Annotated in this window: 16 protein-coding genes; all 16 read left to right on the top strand. The window is 45.3% G+C overall.

Annotation, left to right across the window (positions count from 1 at the left end):
• The first annotated feature begins 30 nt into the window (after positions 1–30).
• The 16 genes from ACYQ0Y_RS02905 to ACYQ0Y_RS02830 all read left to right on the top strand — a co-directional run bounded on the left by ACYQ0Y_RS02905 (position 31) and on the right by ACYQ0Y_RS02830 (position 16,863).
• Positions 31–606 carry an NUDIX hydrolase gene (locus ACYQ0Y_RS02905; protein ID WP_407882527.1) on the top strand — a complete coding sequence of 192 codons (576 nt, stop codon included), beginning with the start codon at positions 31–33 and terminating at the stop codon, positions 604–606.
• Between the two features lie 65 nt (positions 607–671).
• Positions 672–1,010 (top strand): hypothetical protein, encoded by a 339-nt coding sequence (locus tag ACYQ0Y_RS02900; RefSeq protein WP_407882526.1) that lies wholly within the window; start codon positions 672–674, stop codon positions 1,008–1,010.
• Between the two features lie 50 nt (positions 1,011–1,060).
• Complete coding sequence (locus tag ACYQ0Y_RS02895) at positions 1,061–1,759, top strand: 5'-methylthioadenosine/adenosylhomocysteine nucleosidase (protein ID WP_407882525.1); 699 nt, start codon at positions 1,061–1,063, stop codon at positions 1,757–1,759.
• A gap of 36 nt (positions 1,760–1,795) precedes the next feature.
• Positions 1,796–2,965: a cysteine desulfurase family protein gene (locus ACYQ0Y_RS02890; protein WP_407882524.1), complete on the top strand. Its 1,170-nt coding sequence runs from the start codon at positions 1,796–1,798 to the stop codon at positions 2,963–2,965.
• A gap of 20 nt (positions 2,966–2,985) precedes the next feature.
• On the top strand, positions 2,986–3,339 hold the full coding sequence (locus ACYQ0Y_RS02885) for a cysteine desulfurase (protein WP_407882523.1): 354 nt from the start codon (positions 2,986–2,988) through the stop codon (positions 3,337–3,339).
• A 490-nt stretch (positions 3,340–3,829) separates the two neighbouring features.
• Positions 3,830–4,963 carry a tRNA 2-thiouridine(34) synthase MnmA gene (gene mnmA / locus ACYQ0Y_RS02880; RefSeq protein WP_407882522.1) on the top strand — a complete coding sequence of 378 codons (1,134 nt, stop codon included), beginning with the start codon at positions 3,830–3,832 and terminating at the stop codon, positions 4,961–4,963.
• A 168-nt stretch (positions 4,964–5,131) separates the two neighbouring features.
• Positions 5,132–5,794 (top strand): histidine phosphatase family protein, encoded by a 663-nt coding sequence (locus ACYQ0Y_RS02875; RefSeq protein WP_407882521.1) that lies wholly within the window; start codon positions 5,132–5,134, stop codon positions 5,792–5,794.
• 34 nt (positions 5,795–5,828) lie between these two features.
• Positions 5,829–6,515, top strand: coding sequence for a tetratricopeptide repeat protein (locus tag ACYQ0Y_RS02870; RefSeq protein WP_407882520.1), 687 nt, complete (start codon positions 5,829–5,831; stop codon positions 6,513–6,515).
• Between the two features lie 9 nt (positions 6,516–6,524).
• Positions 6,525–9,038, top strand: coding sequence for an SF1B family DNA helicase RecD2 (gene recD2 / locus ACYQ0Y_RS02865; protein ID WP_407882519.1), 2,514 nt, complete (start codon positions 6,525–6,527; stop codon positions 9,036–9,038).
• A gap of 19 nt (positions 9,039–9,057) precedes the next feature.
• On the top strand, positions 9,058–10,323 hold the full coding sequence (locus tag ACYQ0Y_RS02860; RefSeq protein WP_407882518.1) for an MFS transporter: 1,266 nt from the start codon (positions 9,058–9,060) through the stop codon (positions 10,321–10,323).
• A gap of 227 nt (positions 10,324–10,550) precedes the next feature.
• Positions 10,551–11,537 carry a ribose-phosphate diphosphokinase gene (locus tag ACYQ0Y_RS02855; RefSeq protein ID WP_407882517.1) on the top strand — a complete coding sequence of 329 codons (987 nt, stop codon included), beginning with the start codon at positions 10,551–10,553 and terminating at the stop codon, positions 11,535–11,537.
• A gap of 267 nt (positions 11,538–11,804) precedes the next feature.
• Entirely contained in the window at positions 11,805–12,794 is a 990-nt protein-coding gene (locus ACYQ0Y_RS02850) for an aldo/keto reductase (protein ID WP_407882516.1), read from the top strand.
• A 493-nt stretch (positions 12,795–13,287) separates the two neighbouring features.
• On the top strand, positions 13,288–14,121 hold the full coding sequence (locus ACYQ0Y_RS02845) for a MetQ/NlpA family ABC transporter substrate-binding protein (RefSeq protein ID WP_407882515.1): 834 nt from the start codon (positions 13,288–13,290) through the stop codon (positions 14,119–14,121).
• A gap of 106 nt (positions 14,122–14,227) precedes the next feature.
• Positions 14,228–15,337, top strand: a complete 1,110-nt coding sequence (locus ACYQ0Y_RS02840; RefSeq protein WP_407882514.1) for a methionine ABC transporter ATP-binding protein — start codon at positions 14,228–14,230, stop codon at positions 15,335–15,337.
• Entirely contained in the window at positions 15,334–16,032 is a 699-nt protein-coding gene (locus tag ACYQ0Y_RS02835; RefSeq protein ID WP_407882513.1) for a methionine ABC transporter permease, read from the top strand. The genes ACYQ0Y_RS02840 and ACYQ0Y_RS02835 overlap by 4 nt, the downstream gene beginning before the upstream one ends.
• A gap of 303 nt (positions 16,033–16,335) precedes the next feature.
• Entirely contained in the window at positions 16,336–16,863 is a 528-nt protein-coding gene (locus tag ACYQ0Y_RS02830) for an HdeD family acid-resistance protein (RefSeq protein WP_407882512.1), read from the top strand.
• The last annotated feature ends 229 nt before the right edge of the window (positions 16,864–17,092 follow it).

The raw sequence follows: 17,092 nt of genomic DNA, 5'->3' as shown, positions 1-17,092 counted from the left end.
TACTTACTGTAAAAAATGAGGAGGATTGCAATGGATTTTGAAGAGACAGTCATTGGTGTCTCGCCTAAGTATCATGGGGCGATCATTGACGTTGAGAATCAAACCGTACAACTGCCAAACGGTGAAACGGCTCACCGAGATGTCGTGCACCATGCCGCGGCCGTGGCTATGTTAGCACTAACTGAAACAGGTAAGGGGCTGTTTGAGGAACAATGGCGTGCACCAATTGAACAAGTCACCATTGAAATTCCGGCAGGGAAACTTGACGATCGTGATCGAGATAATCCTGAAGCAGCGGCCATTCGTGAGCTTAATGAAGAGACTCGCTATGCAGCAGGTGCGATTGCCCAGGTCAGTCAATTTTACACATCAGTCGGGTTTAGCGACGAATTTATGACATTGTATCTCGCCACTAAATTAACACCGGTAACGACCGCCCTCCCACAAGATGCGGATGAAAATATTACCTTGCACGAATATACGTTAAGTGAAGCTAAACAACTTTTAACCGATGGCAAGATCGTGGATCAAAAGACCGTCACAGCAATCTACTATTGGCAACTATTAGATGCTGGTTTAGTCACACCGGGACAATCGTTAATTTAGAAAATTGCTTGACTCAAAGTCTTTACGAAGCAAGTGAACTGTTCAAAAAGCAAGAGGAGAGATAGATGAGTGAACAACCCCAAGACTCACAGGCGCCGTTGACTCGCGAGCAATATCGACAGCAAGAGACTAGGCAACCTACGTCAGAAACCAGCTCACTAAGTGGCGAGTCGCGGCAGGAAAAACGAGTCACGCGAGCGAAACGACGTTGGTGGCCCTTTGGTCAAAAAAATGCTGTCCCTCATGTAGCTAGCGAGGGGGAGCCTGAGGCACAGCGGGCCGCCACTCAGTCATTGACTGGGGAACAGAAGCGTCAGCGGCTCGCCCATCGTTTGAATGTTACGATTATGATATTAATTGGCTTGATTTTATTGGTTTACATCATTTTACGATTTGTCGGTTAGTTATCGGAAATTGGCAGACGAAACAAGAATTAAGAGGGAGTAATCGATTCATGAAATTTGGGATTTTATGTGCGATGGATGAAGAAATTAAGAGTTTGCTCGCGCATCTAACGGATCAACAAACGACCGCTATTGGTCAAGTTGACTTTTATACTGGCACGATCAGTGGGCATGATGTGGTGTTGGTTCGTTCTGGAATTGGTAAAGTAGCGGCCGGCTTGACAACCGCCTTGTTGATCACTAACTTCGGGGTTGATATCGTGATTAATAGCGGTTCAGCGGGGGGCATTGGAAGTGATTTAGCCGTTGGCGATGTTGTGATCGCTGATCAGACTGCCTATTGGGATGTTGACGCGACTGCGTTTGACTATGTTTATGGGCAATTGCCCCAGCAACCGGCTCGTTTTGATGCGTCAACGAAGTGGGGTACCGCGATTGAGGCGGCTGCCAAAGCAACCGGTTTGGCCACCAAGCGTGGCTTGATCGTGACAGGGGACTCCTTTGTGGCTAGTGAACAAACGATCAGCCAAATCAAACAGCATTTTCCAGAAGCTTTGAGCTGTGAGATGGAGGGGGCCGCAGTTGGTCAGGTCGCCCATCAATTTAATGTGGCTTACTTGGTTATTCGCGCTATGAGTGATACTGCGGATGGCAACGCAGGGGTCTCGTTTGACGAGTTTATTATTGAAGCTGGTCAAAAATCCGCCGCGATGCTGTTAAATTTTTTTGAGCACGTCTCGGCCAACTAGGCGTAACGTTATGCAAAAAATGTAGGAGGACTAGTTGTGAAGCAAATTTATTTAGATAATGCGGCGACGACCCCGATGAGCGATGAAGTCATTGAAACGATGATGGACCAAATGAAGAATGACTTTGGCAACGCCAGTTCCGTGCATTCTTTCGGTCGGGCAGCACGGGCCGTGTTAGATGATGCTCGCCACGTCATGGCACAAAGTATTAATGCGGATGATAATGAAATTGTGTTTACGGCGGGTGGTACGGAAAGCAACAACACCGCCATCACCCAAACGGCGCTGGCTCGTCAGAAATTAGGTAAACGCATCATTACGACGGCCATTGAGCATGAGTCAGTGATGAAAACCACTGCTTGGCTAGCGACTCAAGGATTCGATATTGTCTATTTACCTGTGAATGCGGCAGGAGAAATTAACATGGCCGATTTGAAGGCCGCCTTAAATGAAGACACGATCCTTGTGTCGATTATGATGGGAAATAATGAAGTTGGCTCGACCATGCCGATCCATGAAATTGGTGAATTATTGAAGGACCATCAGGCTTGGTTTCATACGGATGCAGTTCAAACCTTTGGCCTACTGGATATTGATGTGAAACGTGATCATATTGATTTGCTATCTACTTCGGCGCATAAAATCAATGGTCCCAAGCAGATGGGCTTCTTGTATCGTCGTGAAGACCTTAATTTTCCTAGTTTTATGAAGGGTGGCGACCAAGAAGATAAGCGCCGAGCCGGTACAGAGAATATTCCAGCAATTGCTGGATTTGCCACGGCAGTCAAGGCGATTACATCGACAGAGAAGGCGGCGCGTCAGGCTAAATATGCCGGTTTTAAACAGACGGTTATCGACGGTTTAACAAACGCCGGCGTTGATTTTGAAGTTAACGGTAGTTTGCAACCGGAGAATTTACAACACGTCTTGAATTTATGGATCAAAGGTGTCGAAAATGACGTGACGTTAACTAACCTTGATTTAGCGGGAATTGCTGTCTCGGCGGGTTCTGCTTGTACGGCGGGGTCTATCGATCCCAGTCATGTTTTAGTTGCGATGTATGGCGAAGATCAGCCGCGGGTCATGCAATCCATTCGTTTGAGCTTTGGCCGCTATACAACCAATGAGGATTTACAAGCCTTTGTTCAAGCCATTGTGATGATGACTAAACGTTTGCAGGCGCACAATGTAACGATTCATGATTAATTTTAGGAGATGAGACCTCGATGGCTTTCCAACAAGAAGTACAAGTGGCTGGTGATCCTCAAGTTTATGCATTAAGTACTGAATTAAAGCGGTATACGTTACGCGATTTAGGCTTTCGCGAAACCAACGCTGGTGGATTTTTGCTTGAACGGCCGCTGGACGCAAGTGTGGCTTTAGCACGCGCGATCAAACTTAGAATGTTAGTTAATAAGGATCTTTCTGGGTTTAAACTCAGTACGGTAAATCCCAGTGGAACCGGCAACGTGAACATTTTTACGAATGCAAACGCCGCTGTGTTGACAGAACAATATCAATTTCAAATTAATGACCTAATTGAACGAAAAGTGTTGCAAAAAGTTGCAGTCGATGCTTAAATGGGTCGTTTAAAACGTGGTAACCTGATGTGGGTTGGCACGTTTTTTGGGTTCAAGTTGGCCAGCGGTGAACCACGTTATACAAGTCCAATCTGACTTTGGTGCAATGACACCCCTAAAAGTTGCCGTCATCATGGTTCGCGCTCTTGCGTAAACGTGCTCACTAGGCCTGAGTCTTGTGCACAACCAACAACCACAACCGGGCAAACATCGCCCAATTGTGATTGTCCGTTGTTGCTCAGACTCAAAACGGCCTGGTTCGCGCTCTTGCGTAAACGCGCTCACCAGGCCTGAGTCTTGTGCACAACCAACAAGCACAACCGGGCAACCACCGCCCAATTGCGATTGTCCGTTGTTGCTCAGACTCAAACCGACCTGGTTCACGCTCTGACTTGAAAATAGTAAGTACACCGCGGTATACTGGTGGAACTGATAATTGCGACCTTCAAATCGTTGATTCTCAGAATCTATTTGAAATGATGGTGAGACCATGGTTGATCAGACTATTGATCATTCGCACACGCGTGTTGTCGTCGGCATGAGTGGTGGGGTGGATTCGTCAGTGACAGCACTACTGCTAAAGCAGCAGGGCTACGATGTTGTCGGTGTTTTCATGAAAAATTGGGACGATACCGATGATAATGGCGTTTGTACGGCGACCGAAGATTATAAGGATGTAGCGCGGGTTGCTAATGAAATTGGCATTCCATACTACTCAGTCAACTTTGAAAAGGAATACTGGGACCGCGTCTTTACGTATTTCTTAGATGAGTACAAAAAGGGCCGAACACCAAATCCAGACGTTGTTTGTAACAAGGAAATCAAGTTTAAAGCGTTCTTAGATTATGCGTTGGAGTTAGGCGCTGATTACATCGCGACTGGTCATTATGCACGCGTGACGCATGATGTGGATGGTCACAGTCATTTATTGCGTGGCTTAGATAGCAACAAGGATCAAACGTACTTTTTGAGCCAGTTATCTTCTGAACAGTTGGACCGTGTATTATTTCCATTGGGTGATTATGAAAAGCCACAGGTGCGTCAAATTGCCGAAGAAGCTGGTTTGGCAACGGCTGAAAAGAAGGACTCTGTGGGGATTTGCTTTATTGGTGAGAAGAACTGGAAAGGCTTTTTGAATCAGTATTTACCAGCCCAAGAAGGTCAAATGATGACCTTAGATGGCGAGGTAAAGGGGACTCATTATGGCCTGATGAACTACACCATTGGTCAACGCAAGGGCCTGGGGATTGGTGGCCAAAAGGAAGGCGACGAGCCTTGGTTTGTGATTGGTAAGGACTTGAGTCAAAACATTCTGTATGTTGGTCAAGGTTTCAATAATCCCCACCTCTTGGCCACGAGCTTAAGTGCCTCTGATCTGAACTGGGTCAATGACGTGACCGACAACGATTTTCATGTCACCGCGAAATTCCGTTACCGGCAAAAAGATACTGGTGTCACAGTTCATCTAAATGAGGACCAAACGACTGTTACGGTGACATTTGATCAACCAGTTCGGGCGATTACGCCAGGACAAGCCGTCGTATTTTACAATGGCGACGAGTGCTTAGGTAGTGGCATTATTGATGCAGCCTATAATCAGGTTAAGCAACTCCAATATGTATAAGGCATGTTAGGCCAACAGTCACCAGCTTTCGGGAAATCGAAAGTGGTGGCTGCTTTTTTTGGATTGACAATGGACTTTAGGGTCACAGTAGTGCTAGCGCAACGGGTTTGATTTCCTCGTTAAAAATGGCATAATAAAAGCATTCAAACGCGAAGGGACGGGGCTGACATGACACGCATTTTTTTCATTCGTCACGGTAAAACGCAGTGGAATTTAGAAGGGCGCTATCAGGGCGCTAATGGTGATTCACCGCTATTACGGCGCAGTTATGAAGAAATTGCGTTACTAGCTGATTATTTAGCGGATGTAAAGTTTGCTCACGTGTATGCCAGTCCAATTAAACGAGCTCGTCTCACTGCCATCCACTTAATCAAGGGGCTCGCTCAACCATTGTCGCCCACTTTAGATTCTGGGTTACGCGAGTTTGAGTTGGGCAAGTTAGAAGGCATGTATTTTGAGGACGTGAAGGAACAATATCCCAAGCAGTACGATGGGTTTCGGTATCATGCCGATCGTTATGATCCAACGGTTATCGGTGGTGAAACATTTGCGCAGGTGATTGCGCGGATGGATCAAGTGATTTCTCGGGCTGTTGCCGCGCATCCTCAGGATGATGCCAATCTATTAGTGGTTTCTCACGGTGCGGCTTTGAATGCGGGAATCAATGGTTTATTGAATATTCCAATGTCACAAATGCGAGCCGCTGGTGGCTTGGCAAACACGAGTACGACAATTTTAGAATCAACTGATGGTGGCCAAACTTTCACCCAATTAGCACGTAATCTGACAGCTTATTTAGCAGAGCAACCAGATGCGACAAGTACCATTTAAGTAATGAAGCCATTTTTAAGAAAGGATGGGTGAGATGAGCGAGAAAGATGGGCAACAGGCGCAAGCAGCCGCCAGTGCCACGGTAAAGAAGCTAGTCAAAGCCATTGATGCCAATCCCCAGGATGCCCAGTTGATTTACCAACTAGCAACTGTATTAACAGAAATGCAAGATTACGAACAGGCCGAAGAGCTGTTAATGAAGATGTTAGGGCAATTTCACAGTGACCTAGCTGCCACTGATTTGCTCACGTATGGGTTAGGCAATGTGTATTATCAGGCTGCGGCTTATGACCAAGCGGCACAGATGTTTGCGAAAGTACAGACGGATCAACGTAAATTAGATGCCTATTTAATGTTGGCCGAAACCTACATGCAACAAAAAGACTACCAAAAAGCTTTTGCCTTTGCCTTGACTGTGCATGACCAACGGGCAACGGATCCAGCGGTAAATGCGTTATTAGGTGACATTCTGTTAGCAATGGGCAATTTTCATCAGGCGGCAGATTTTTACGATCAAGCGCTGGCGAAGCAGGCATCTGATGGGCAGTTGAACTTTAATCGTGGCTTAGTTGCGATGGCGTTAGGGCAAGATGAGCAACCATTTATGGCGCAGGCTAAAAAGTTAGATCCAGCGTATGTGGCCCAATCAGCCCAACGCATTAACGATATTGCGACGCTCATCCACAAGCATGAACCTGCAGATCATGATGAAGAACAGTAGGTGATCAATATGGCCACACAAGGGACACTTTTTGAGGAAAATTCAACTTTTGAACCAGATTACGTGGTCGGCAAAGTTGCCGCCATTTTTTTTAGCAGTCCTGACTCCTTTTATAAAGTTTTATTGGTGAGAGTGGATCACAGCAGTCTGGACTGGACGGATGACGAGGTTGTCGTGACCGGCTCTTTTGGGGATGTAGCAGAAGAGACGACATATCGATTTATCGGTAAAATGATTGAACATCCTAAGTATGGTAAACAATTTGCCGCCAGCAATTATGAAAATGAAACGCCGACGACGAAAACCGGTCTCGTCAAATATCTATCTTCGGACCAATTTCCAGGACTGGGCAAGAAGACTGCAGAACGGTTAGTAGATACATTAGGAACAGACCTAATTGACAAGATTATTGCGGACCCAGCAGTCTTAACATCACTGGGATTAAAGGCCGAGGTACGCGAACATTTGGTCTCGGTGCTGACGGAAAATCATGGGACTGATCAGATCATTATCGGATTGAATGGTTTAGGTTTCGGTAGTCAGTTAGCAGCGACGATTTTTGAAGCGTATCGACAGGATACGATGCGCGTTATTCAAGAAAATCCGTATCGACTGGCTGAAGATATCAATGGTGTCAGCTTCAAACGAGCGGATCAGATTGCCGAACAACTGGGTTTTGATGCAGATGCCCCTGGACGGTTACGAGCGGCCCTGCTGGAAACCATTACAAACCTGTGCTTTTCCGCTGGTGATACTTACGCGGCATTAACGCCGGTATTAAACGGGGCCACTTCGTTACTAGAGCAGGCACGTCCCGTGCAAATTTCACCTAATGATTTGGCAGATCAACTCTTAGCCTTAGCCAAAGATCAAAAAATTGTTGGGACCAAGCAACAGGTTTATTTAAAGTCGTTATACGATAGTGAATGGGGCGCCGCTGAGCAATTGGTTCGGCTCCATCAGCAGCAAGTAACCGTCGTTGATGACGACACGGATTGGAATCACGAGATTCGTTGGGTCCAAAAGCAATTAGATATTGATTACGACGCAGATCAAGTGGACGCTTTGAAGACGGCAATCACCGCACCTATTTCGCTACTGACCGGTGGTCCGGGGACTGGTAAAACGACCATTATCAACGGACTAGTGGCGCTTTTTGCACATTTACATGATGTTTCCTTGGATGTGAATGAATATGAGTCTGGCACTTTTCCCATTTTATTGGCGGCCCCGACCGGTCGAGCGGCCAAACGAATGAGCGAGGTAACTGATTTGCCAGCTAGCACGATTCATCGATTGTTAGGCTTGACGGGTCGCGAAACCAGCGATGCGGAAACGAGTGGACATGAATTAAGTGGCGGGCTGTTAATTGTCGATGAGATGTCGATGGTCGATACCTTCTTATTTAAGACGCTGATGGCGGCCATTCCAGACGGGATGCAAGTTGTTTTGGTCGGAGATCGCGATCAATTGCCATCAGTTGGGCCAGGGCAAGTGTTTGCCGATTTATTAAATTCCGCTTGCTTGCCGGCAACACAACTAACGACGATCTACCGACAGGCGGATGCCTCATCAATCATTCCACTGGCGCACGCCATTAAGGCCGGTCATTTACCTGCTGACTTTACCGTCAATCAAGCCGACCGAAGTTTTTTTGCGGCCGATCCCAACCAGGTTGTGCCGCTGATTAGTCAGGTGGTAGAACGAGCGAAAGCACGCGGATTTGCTAAAAGTGACATTCAGGTACTAGCTCCTATGTATCGCGGCGCTGCCGGAATTAATGCGCTCAATGCCGCTTTACAGACGATCCTTAATCCGCCGCGATCGGCGAAAACGAAACAATTAACGGCTCACGGTGAGCAATTTCGGATCGGTGATAAAGTTCTTCATTTGGTTAATAGCCCCGAACATAATGTATTTAATGGTGACATGGGCGAAATCGTGGGCATTGACTTAGCAAGTGATAAAACTAATGAAGACAAAGTCGATAAGCTAACCCTAGCTTTTGAACAGACGGAAGTTGAGTACACGCGCCAACAATTTGATCGGATCACACTAGCTTATTGTGTCTCGATTCATAAGGCGCAAGGGTCACAATTCAAATTAGTGATCTTGCCGCTGGTGCCTCAATTTCGGCGAATGTTACAACGTAATTTGTTATATACAGCGGTGACACGCGCCCAGCAATGGCTGATTTTGGTTGGCGACGAGCATTCCTTTAGTGAAGCGGCCCACAACGAATCCGCCAACCGCCATACGACATTACCTGAACGATTACGTCAAGTATTTGGTCAGTCGACGGAAACTGCAACAGAAAATCAGGCAACATCGAAAACGCCGAAGCGGGTTCAACTTGCTAATTCTGCTCCAATAATTCATGACGAACCAGCTGAGCGGGCGGGGACAGTTTTAACAACTGCATTAGTCTTGAGTGGTACAGTGGATCCAATGATTGGCATGGCGGGGATTACGCCAGCTTCATTTGCCGGGTCACGGACTGATACGCAGTCAGTGGACAATTAAAAACCGAGGGGAGAGGCAGATGGCACAGAATGCAACAACCGCAGCACAACAAGATACCGCCATTGCTGAGCACTGGCGGGTGAATACCGGTTTATTTTTAGCGGCGCAAAACTTTTTTCTGTTTGGTTCCTCTTCAGTTTTCTTTGCAATCCTGTGGTACATTGCCTTGAAGGCTTCATCAGGAACGTGGATGATGTTGGCTACATTGGCCCAGAGTTTACCGCAAATTTTGGTCTCTTTGTGGGCCGGCGTGTGGGCTGATCGTTGTAATCGACGTAATTTATTAATGTGGGCAACTGGCATGGTTACGGTGGTGACGTTGGGCATCGCTTTGATGTTTTATTTTGGGTGGCGCGATTTGTGGTTGTTGCTTCTAATTGCAGCCGTTCGTTCGTTAGGCACCGGGGTTGAGATGCCGGTTGGGAACGCTTTATTACCGCAGTTAGCGCCGCGAGCTCAACTGACGCGGATGAATGGGTTAAATCAGTTAATCAACGCCGGCTTACTACTCATTACTCCAATTGTGTCGGGGCTTATTTTAAGTCGTTTGGGGATTATCTTCATTTTCGTCGTCGATGTTGTCACGGCCTCGATTGGTTTACTGCTACTAGCTGGAATTCGAATTGCGCCCAGTGTGGTGGCCTTTCAGAAAAATAGCGCAGGGATGGTAACATCTACCTTGGCTGAAATTGGCAGCGGCCTACGCTTCACGTTTGCACATGGTTTCATGCGCTGGTTTATGATCCTAATCGCCTTATCCTTTGTGTTGATTGCGCCAAGTTCACAGTTATCGACATTATTTGTGAAGCAAACCTTTGGCAGCAAGGTCATGTTGCTGACGTTAAACGAATTGTTATGGACGGCAGGAGCCACGCTTGGGGGTATTTGGATCAGTAGCCACCACCAATTACCCCATAAAATTCGAATCATTGCCGTCGCATTAGGCGTTTCTGGCGTAGCCTTTGCGGCAATGGGCATTGCACGACCATTCGCTTGGTATCTGTTCTTCATGTTTATCAGTGGCATTGCGATGCCGATTATCACTGCCACTAGCAATATCCTGATTCAAGAAGCGGTCACACCCAACATGATGGGCCGGGTTTTCTCAATTTTTCAAATTGTCTCGACAGGCATTTATCCTATTGCCATGTTATTCTTTGGTCCCTTAGCGGACGTGGTTGCGATCAAATGGATCTTCATGGCTAGTGGACTGGTCTTAATCGTCGTCGCCTGGTACTTCAACAGGGTCCTCCAACGAATTGGCGCACCGGGTCGTGAGGATTAATCGGTGAGCTCGGGCGCAGGTGGCGTGACTCACGCTCTAATGTAAACGTGTTCGCCATCACTGAAGACTGTGCACAACTAGCAATCACTACCGGGTGAAGCCCACTCGTCCATGATTTCCAGTTGTTGCTCGGACTCAAACCAGTCTTACTCACGCTCTGGGGGGGTGTTCACCCTCGGTTTTTTTTGCGATAATAGGCATATTGAACAAAAGCAGTGGAGGCAATCATGAGCGAACAACACACCAATGGTGATATTAAACTATTTGCATTAAACACAAACCGCGCGTTGGCTGAAAAAATTGCAGCCTCAATCGATATTCCGTTAAGCCCTGCGACGATCAGCACATTTGCCGATGGTGAAATTGCGATCAGTATTGACGAAAGTGTTAGAGGTTGTGAAGCGTACGTCATCCAATCCGTTAGTGATCCAGTCAACAGTTCCTTTATGCAAGTAATGATCATGGTGGATGCATTACGTCGGGCTAGTGCAGGACAAATTAATGTGGTCTTGCCTTATTATGGTTATGCACGCGCCGATCGCAAGGCTCGCTCTCGAGAACCAATTACGGCTAAGTTGGTCGCTAATTTTTTGGAAATCGATGGCGTAGATCGCGTGTTGACCCTTGATCTACATGCCGAACAGGTCCAAGGCTTCTTTAACATTCCGGTGGACCATTTGTTAGCAGCACCATTATTGGCAAAATATTTCTATACTCATGATTTATTAGATAATGTGGTGGTTGTCGCCCCTGATCATGCCGGCGTGTCACGGGCTCGCAATTTTGCAGAATTGTTAAAGGCTCCCATTGCGATCATTGATAATCGCTCTGAAGATAAATTTGATCCAGAACCTGACTCTATTATTGGTGATGTCCAAGACAAAAATGCGATTATCATCGATGACATGATCGATACGGCGGATCGGATGGCTTTGTCCGCCAATATTTTAAAATCCGGCGGTGCTAAACACACATATGCGGTGGCCACACACCCGATCTTTTCAGGCAATGCGGCGGCCACTTTGGCTAATTCACAGCTAGATCGAGTGATTGTGACGGATTCAATTGGGGTGCCAGTTGAAAAGGCGTTTGATAAGCTTGTTGTGATTTCAGTCGCTGATCTGATGGGGGAAGCCATTATGCGGATCCATAATAATCAGCCCGTTGACGAACTTTTTATCAGTAAACAAAATCCCGATGTGAAATTACGGTGAGGGTTGTGATTTACATCGGTAATTGAAGAGATTCGCGCAAATCCAATCAGGATTTAGCGCGTTTTTTTTATTGGAGTTTCAAAAAAACGTTATAAACATTTTTTTACCTTAACTTGTCTAAATAAATCCCTACGCGCCTGATAACCCATCGGCGCGGAAATCAACCACTCGTTTTCATCTTTAAAATGAGCTAAAATAAATAATTGAATTGATTAGTTAAGATTTTGTCAGCAATTGACAGCACAGTGGCGAAGGGGGAGTAATAAGATGTATCAAGCAGATGAACAACGTTATAACAAAATGCCCGTTCGACGGGTTGCAGATACTGGGTTTATGTTGCCTGCCATCAGTTTTGGACTTTGGCGTAACTTAGGCGATCAACAACCATATGCCAATAGTCGAGAATTGATTTTGTCGGCTTTTGATCAAGGCATTTTTAGCTTTGATAACGCCTCAAACTACGGACCCAGTAATGGATCAGCTGAAGAAACGTTTGGCCGAGTTTTTGAGCAAGATTTGAAGCCTTATCGAAATGAGTTGGTCATTACAACCAAAGCTGGTTTCCACATGTGGCCTGGACCGTATGGTGAATTTTCATCACGGAAAACGCTGATGAACGCGTTGGATCTTTCATTGAAACGCATGCATCTGGACTACGTCGATGTCTTTTATATGCATCGTTTCGATCCCAAGACTTCATTAGAGGAACAGGTTGAAACATTGGATCTGATGGTACGGCAAGGTAAAACATTGTATGTCGGCATCTCTAATTTTGATGCAAAACAAACCGCGGCGATCACGAAGTTGTTTAAGGCTCATCACACACCATTTGTGGTGAATCAGAGCAGTTACAATATGATCAACCGAACTGTTGAAACAGACGGCTTATTAGATGTGTTACGAAATGATCAACGGGGCTTGGTTGCGTATGGTCCGCTTGCGGAAGGATTGCTCACGGATCGATACTTGCAAGGAATTCCTGATGACATGCCGATTCATTGGAGTAATCAATGGGCCTTGGATCAAGGCACGGATAGGTTAGTAAAGAAGCTCAATGATTTGAATCAAGTTGCTAGCGACCGGGGGCAAACCCTTGCGCAAATGGCGTTGGCCTGGTTATTGCATGACGATGTCGTGGCCAGCGTTGTGATCGGGGCTAGTCACATCGACCATTTATTGAACAATCTGAAAGCAGTCGATCAAATGAGCTTTACAGATGATGAATTAGCCCAGATCAATACAATTCTTGACCGATAAAAATAATTATTTTAATGAGAAACCAAAAATTAGTCTCATGATTTTCTCAACTTTCTCATTGACAGGTGATTTTCAATGCGCTACTATCTTAGTTAATTTCATGAAACCGAAACAATACGAACAGGAGAGTAGCCTTTGTAAAGCTATCCAGAAAGCCTGAGTTGCTGAAAACAGGCGAGTGGCGCAAAGACGAACATGGCCTGTGATTGGTTTCATCGAGCGCGTTGCGTAAGATGAAAATGACTTGGCGCCCATTATCGCGCACACCTTAACCAACTGGGGAGTTCTAGACCCCCAGGAGGCGTCGGTTGGTGAGAGACTAAATGTGAATTTAGTCTGAATTTAGAATGGTAACGCGGGCTGCTCGCTTCTAATCAATTTGATTAGAAGCGAGCTTTTTTAGTCGGCAAGTCATCATCGGTTGTCTTAATGAAGTGGTCATTAACGTCATGATTGATTTTAATTTAAGTGAAAATTGAGGAGGAACAGTGTGATGAATAAAAAGGCAAAACGGGTATTATTAAGTTTAACAGCGGTTTTTGCACTTATTTTGGTTCTAGCTGGTTGTGGGAAATCAACTAGTAAGCAAACGACGACCATTAAAGTGGGCATCGTCGGAACTGACGATGAAAAGATTTGGAAGCCGATTGCCAGCAAAGTTAAAAAGGATGGGATTAATTTAAAAATTGTGACATTCACAGATTACACCCAGCCCAACCAAGCCCTAAATGACAAGCAAATTGATATTAATGCCTTTCAGCACTACTATTTCTTGGATCAATGGAACAAGGCGCACAAGACAGACATTACCTCAGTGGGCAAGACTGTTGTTGCACCTTTAGGCTTGTTTAGCAAAAAGATTAAGAAGATCAGTGCGTTTAAAAAAGGCGATTCAATTGTGATCCCGAATGACGCAACGAATGAAGGCCGGGCCTTAAACCTATTGAAGAATGCCGGCTTGATCAAGTTAAACCACACAAAACTACCAACGACTAAAGATATTACTAGTAATCCTAAGTCATTAAAAATCACGGCGGTTGCTGCTGATCAAACACCGCGTTCATTAGATTCCGTCACTGCCGCCGTTGTCAACAATACATTTGCGGTTGATGCAGGATTGAACATCAAGCATGCGGTTTACGCTGAAAAGATTGATCAGAACGTTAAGCCTTACATCAATATCATTGCTGCGCGCAAAGCAGATAAAAATAAGCGAGCAATTAAAGAAATCGTTAAGGCTTACCAGAGCGAACGGAATGCTAAGCTTATTCAAAAAGACTTCCATGGCACCGAGTTGCCAGCATGGAATTTGAAGATTGCCAAATAATTTTTAATTAATCGCCAAGCCGGACCTACGATATCGGTTTGGCCTACATAGAACAAGCGAAAAACTTTTTAAATTAGTGTTTGTTTAACGAGAAAGGATATGAATTATGGCAGAAGCAACCCCGATGATCGAACTAAGCGGGATCGATGTGACATTTAAAGAGGCTGATCGAACGGTTTCAGCCGTTAAGCAGGTTGACCTGACCGTTAATAAGGGCGATATTTACGGTATTGTGGGCTATTCAGGCGCTGGTAAAAGTACGTTGGTCCGTGTGATCAATCAACTTCAACTACAGACCAATGGCACGGTCACTGTTAATGGCCAGCGGCTTGACCAGTTGCATGGCAAGGCTTTACGTCAAGCGCGGACGAAGATTGGCATGATCTTTCAACATTTTAATTTGATGAATGAAAGAACGATTGGCGACAATGTCCGTTTTCCACTATTGTTGGGAACGACGTTAAGCAAACAGCAGCAACTGGATAAAGTTGATGAATTATTGGCGTTAGTAGGTTTGTCTGATAAGAAGAATGACTATCCGGCACAGTTGTCTGGTGGTCAAAAGCAACGGGTCGCCATTGCACGTGCTTTGGCAAATGATCCAGAAATTTTAATTTCTGACGAGGCAACTTCTGCGTTGGATCCCAAAACTACCGGTTCTATTTTAGCTTTATTAAAGCGGCTAAATGAAACCTTAGGCTTAACAGTAGTGCTAATTACACATGAAATGCAGGCAGTGAAAGCTATCTGTAATCGAGTCGCGGTGATGCAAAGTGGTGAAATTATTGAGCGTGGCGATTTATTGACGATTTTTTCAAATCCGAAAGAACAGCTAACGCAAGAATTTATCGAAACATCAACGCAGGTTGATTCGGCACTGGCAAATGTCGTCTCACAACCACGGATTCAGCAACTGGGCGTTGATGAACGATTAGTTGTCCTTTCATATGCTGGGGCTTCGACTGATGATCCCTTAATTGCGCAGTTGTACGAGCAATTTAAAGTCACCCCGAATATCCTTTTTGGAAACGTCGAGATTCTACAGAAAACGCCGGTCGGTACGTTAGGCTTAGTCTTAAGCGGGACTGCAGTTGACGATGCGTTGGCTTATGTTAAAGGGCAAGGCGTTCACGTTCGTGTCATTGATGTGCCGAAATATCGAGCGGAATTGGCTAACAAAGCGGCCAAAGCAAATCGCGGGGAGGGTGACGCATGAATACATTAATTGCAAGCGGGTTCTGGACGTCATTGATGCCAAATGTGATCGCAAATAAAGACGTTTTCATTCAATCGACTTGGGAAACTATTTACATGACGTTGGTTTCCGGTCTAGTTGCTGGCATTTTAGGATTATTGATGGGAATTATTCTAGTTGTGACTGCTCCAGGAGGCATCCTTGCTAATCCCAGCATTTACTGGATTCTCGATAAATTGGTCAATATTTTTCGATCCATTCCATTCATTATTTTGTTAGCAGTGATTGCACCGTTTACACGACTGATTGTCGGGACATCAATTGGAACCACTGCGGCGCTCGTTCCACTAACGATTGGGTGTGCGCCATTTTATGCTCGGCAAGTTCAAAATGCTTTATTTGATGTTGATCGAGGGATTATTGAAGCGGCTGAAGCAGTGGGTGCTTCGCCCATGCAAATTATCTTTCGCGTGTATCTGCGCGAGGCATTGCCAGATCTCATTCGGACTTCTGTCGTGACAATTATTTCGCTGATTGGACTGACTGCCATGGCAGGTGCCATCGGCGGCGGTGGTTTAGGGAACACGGCAATTAGCATTGGTTATGACCGATTTGAAAATGATATTACCGTTATGGCCATGATCATCATTTTGGTCATCGTTTTCTTAGTTCAAATCGTGGGTGACTGGTTTGCCCGGCGGACAGATCATCGTTAAACTTCGCTCAGTTACAAGACTCAGCCATTTTTAGTCTGCTTTGGATCAATCTTGATGCTTTAACCGAGTGAATCGACAAGACCAGTCGCTGAAACTTCGATGAACGGATTTATTCGAACTTGATTGTAAATTATCTTTTAGTGAGTGACGTTGACAACAGGAAATTGCCAAATTGTGCGCAAACAGTTGGTTGTACTCGGCCATCATGGTAGACTGGCCATAAGTAACCCGCAAAGGGATGAGGCATTTAAAAACGAAGTGGTCGCGGGCAATTGAAGCTCACCACAATAAGGAGTCTTTTAAATGAACTGGAATTCAACGCGTCGAATGTTCGACTGGTACAGTTTTGCTTTAGGGATCTTGTTCGTCATTGCCGGCTTGATGACCTTTTTTAATCCGGCTTCAAGCTTATTAGCCATCGTTGTCATGTTTGGAATCGTTGCACTCGTGGCGGGTATTTATCAAGTGTGGTTTCATGATGATGTTCGTCGATTACTGGGTCGCGCACCCATCTGGCTGCTGGTTAGTGGCATTATTGATATTGTGATTGGGGCTTTTTTAATCCTTCACTTAGGTATTGGTATGCGCATATTGCCATACTTTTTCGCCGTTTGGTTTATTTTCGACTCGTTAGCTGGACTGATTACGGCCAGTCTCTTACGAACTTTTGACAAGAATTACTTTTGGATTAGCGTGATCCTCGACATAGTTGGGATCATTTTGGGCTTTCTATTGTTATTCAAACCGGTAGTTTCCGCTTTAACATTGGCCACATTAGTTAGTCTATATCTGTTGGTCTATGGGGCCTATCACATTATGCGGGCATTTTAGAAAAATAATTAGTTGAGCGCCTGACTTATTTTAAAGTCAGGTTTTTTTGTACATCGTCGACGTAATTAATGTTTGTCATATATTTGTAAACATAGTTAAATATTTGCTGGTAAATCGATATAATTAGGCATCTTGTGGCATACAAAAACTATTCTGATGCTGACAGTCACCTGCAAAGTGAGTCCTTCTTTGGCATAATAAACAACAGAGTGCTAAACACTCAACTAGA

The sequence above is a fragment of the Furfurilactobacillus curtus genome (assembly GCF_054657915.1).
Note: the sequence above shows the minus strand (reverse complement) of the source record. Positions and strands in the feature narration are given on the sequence as shown.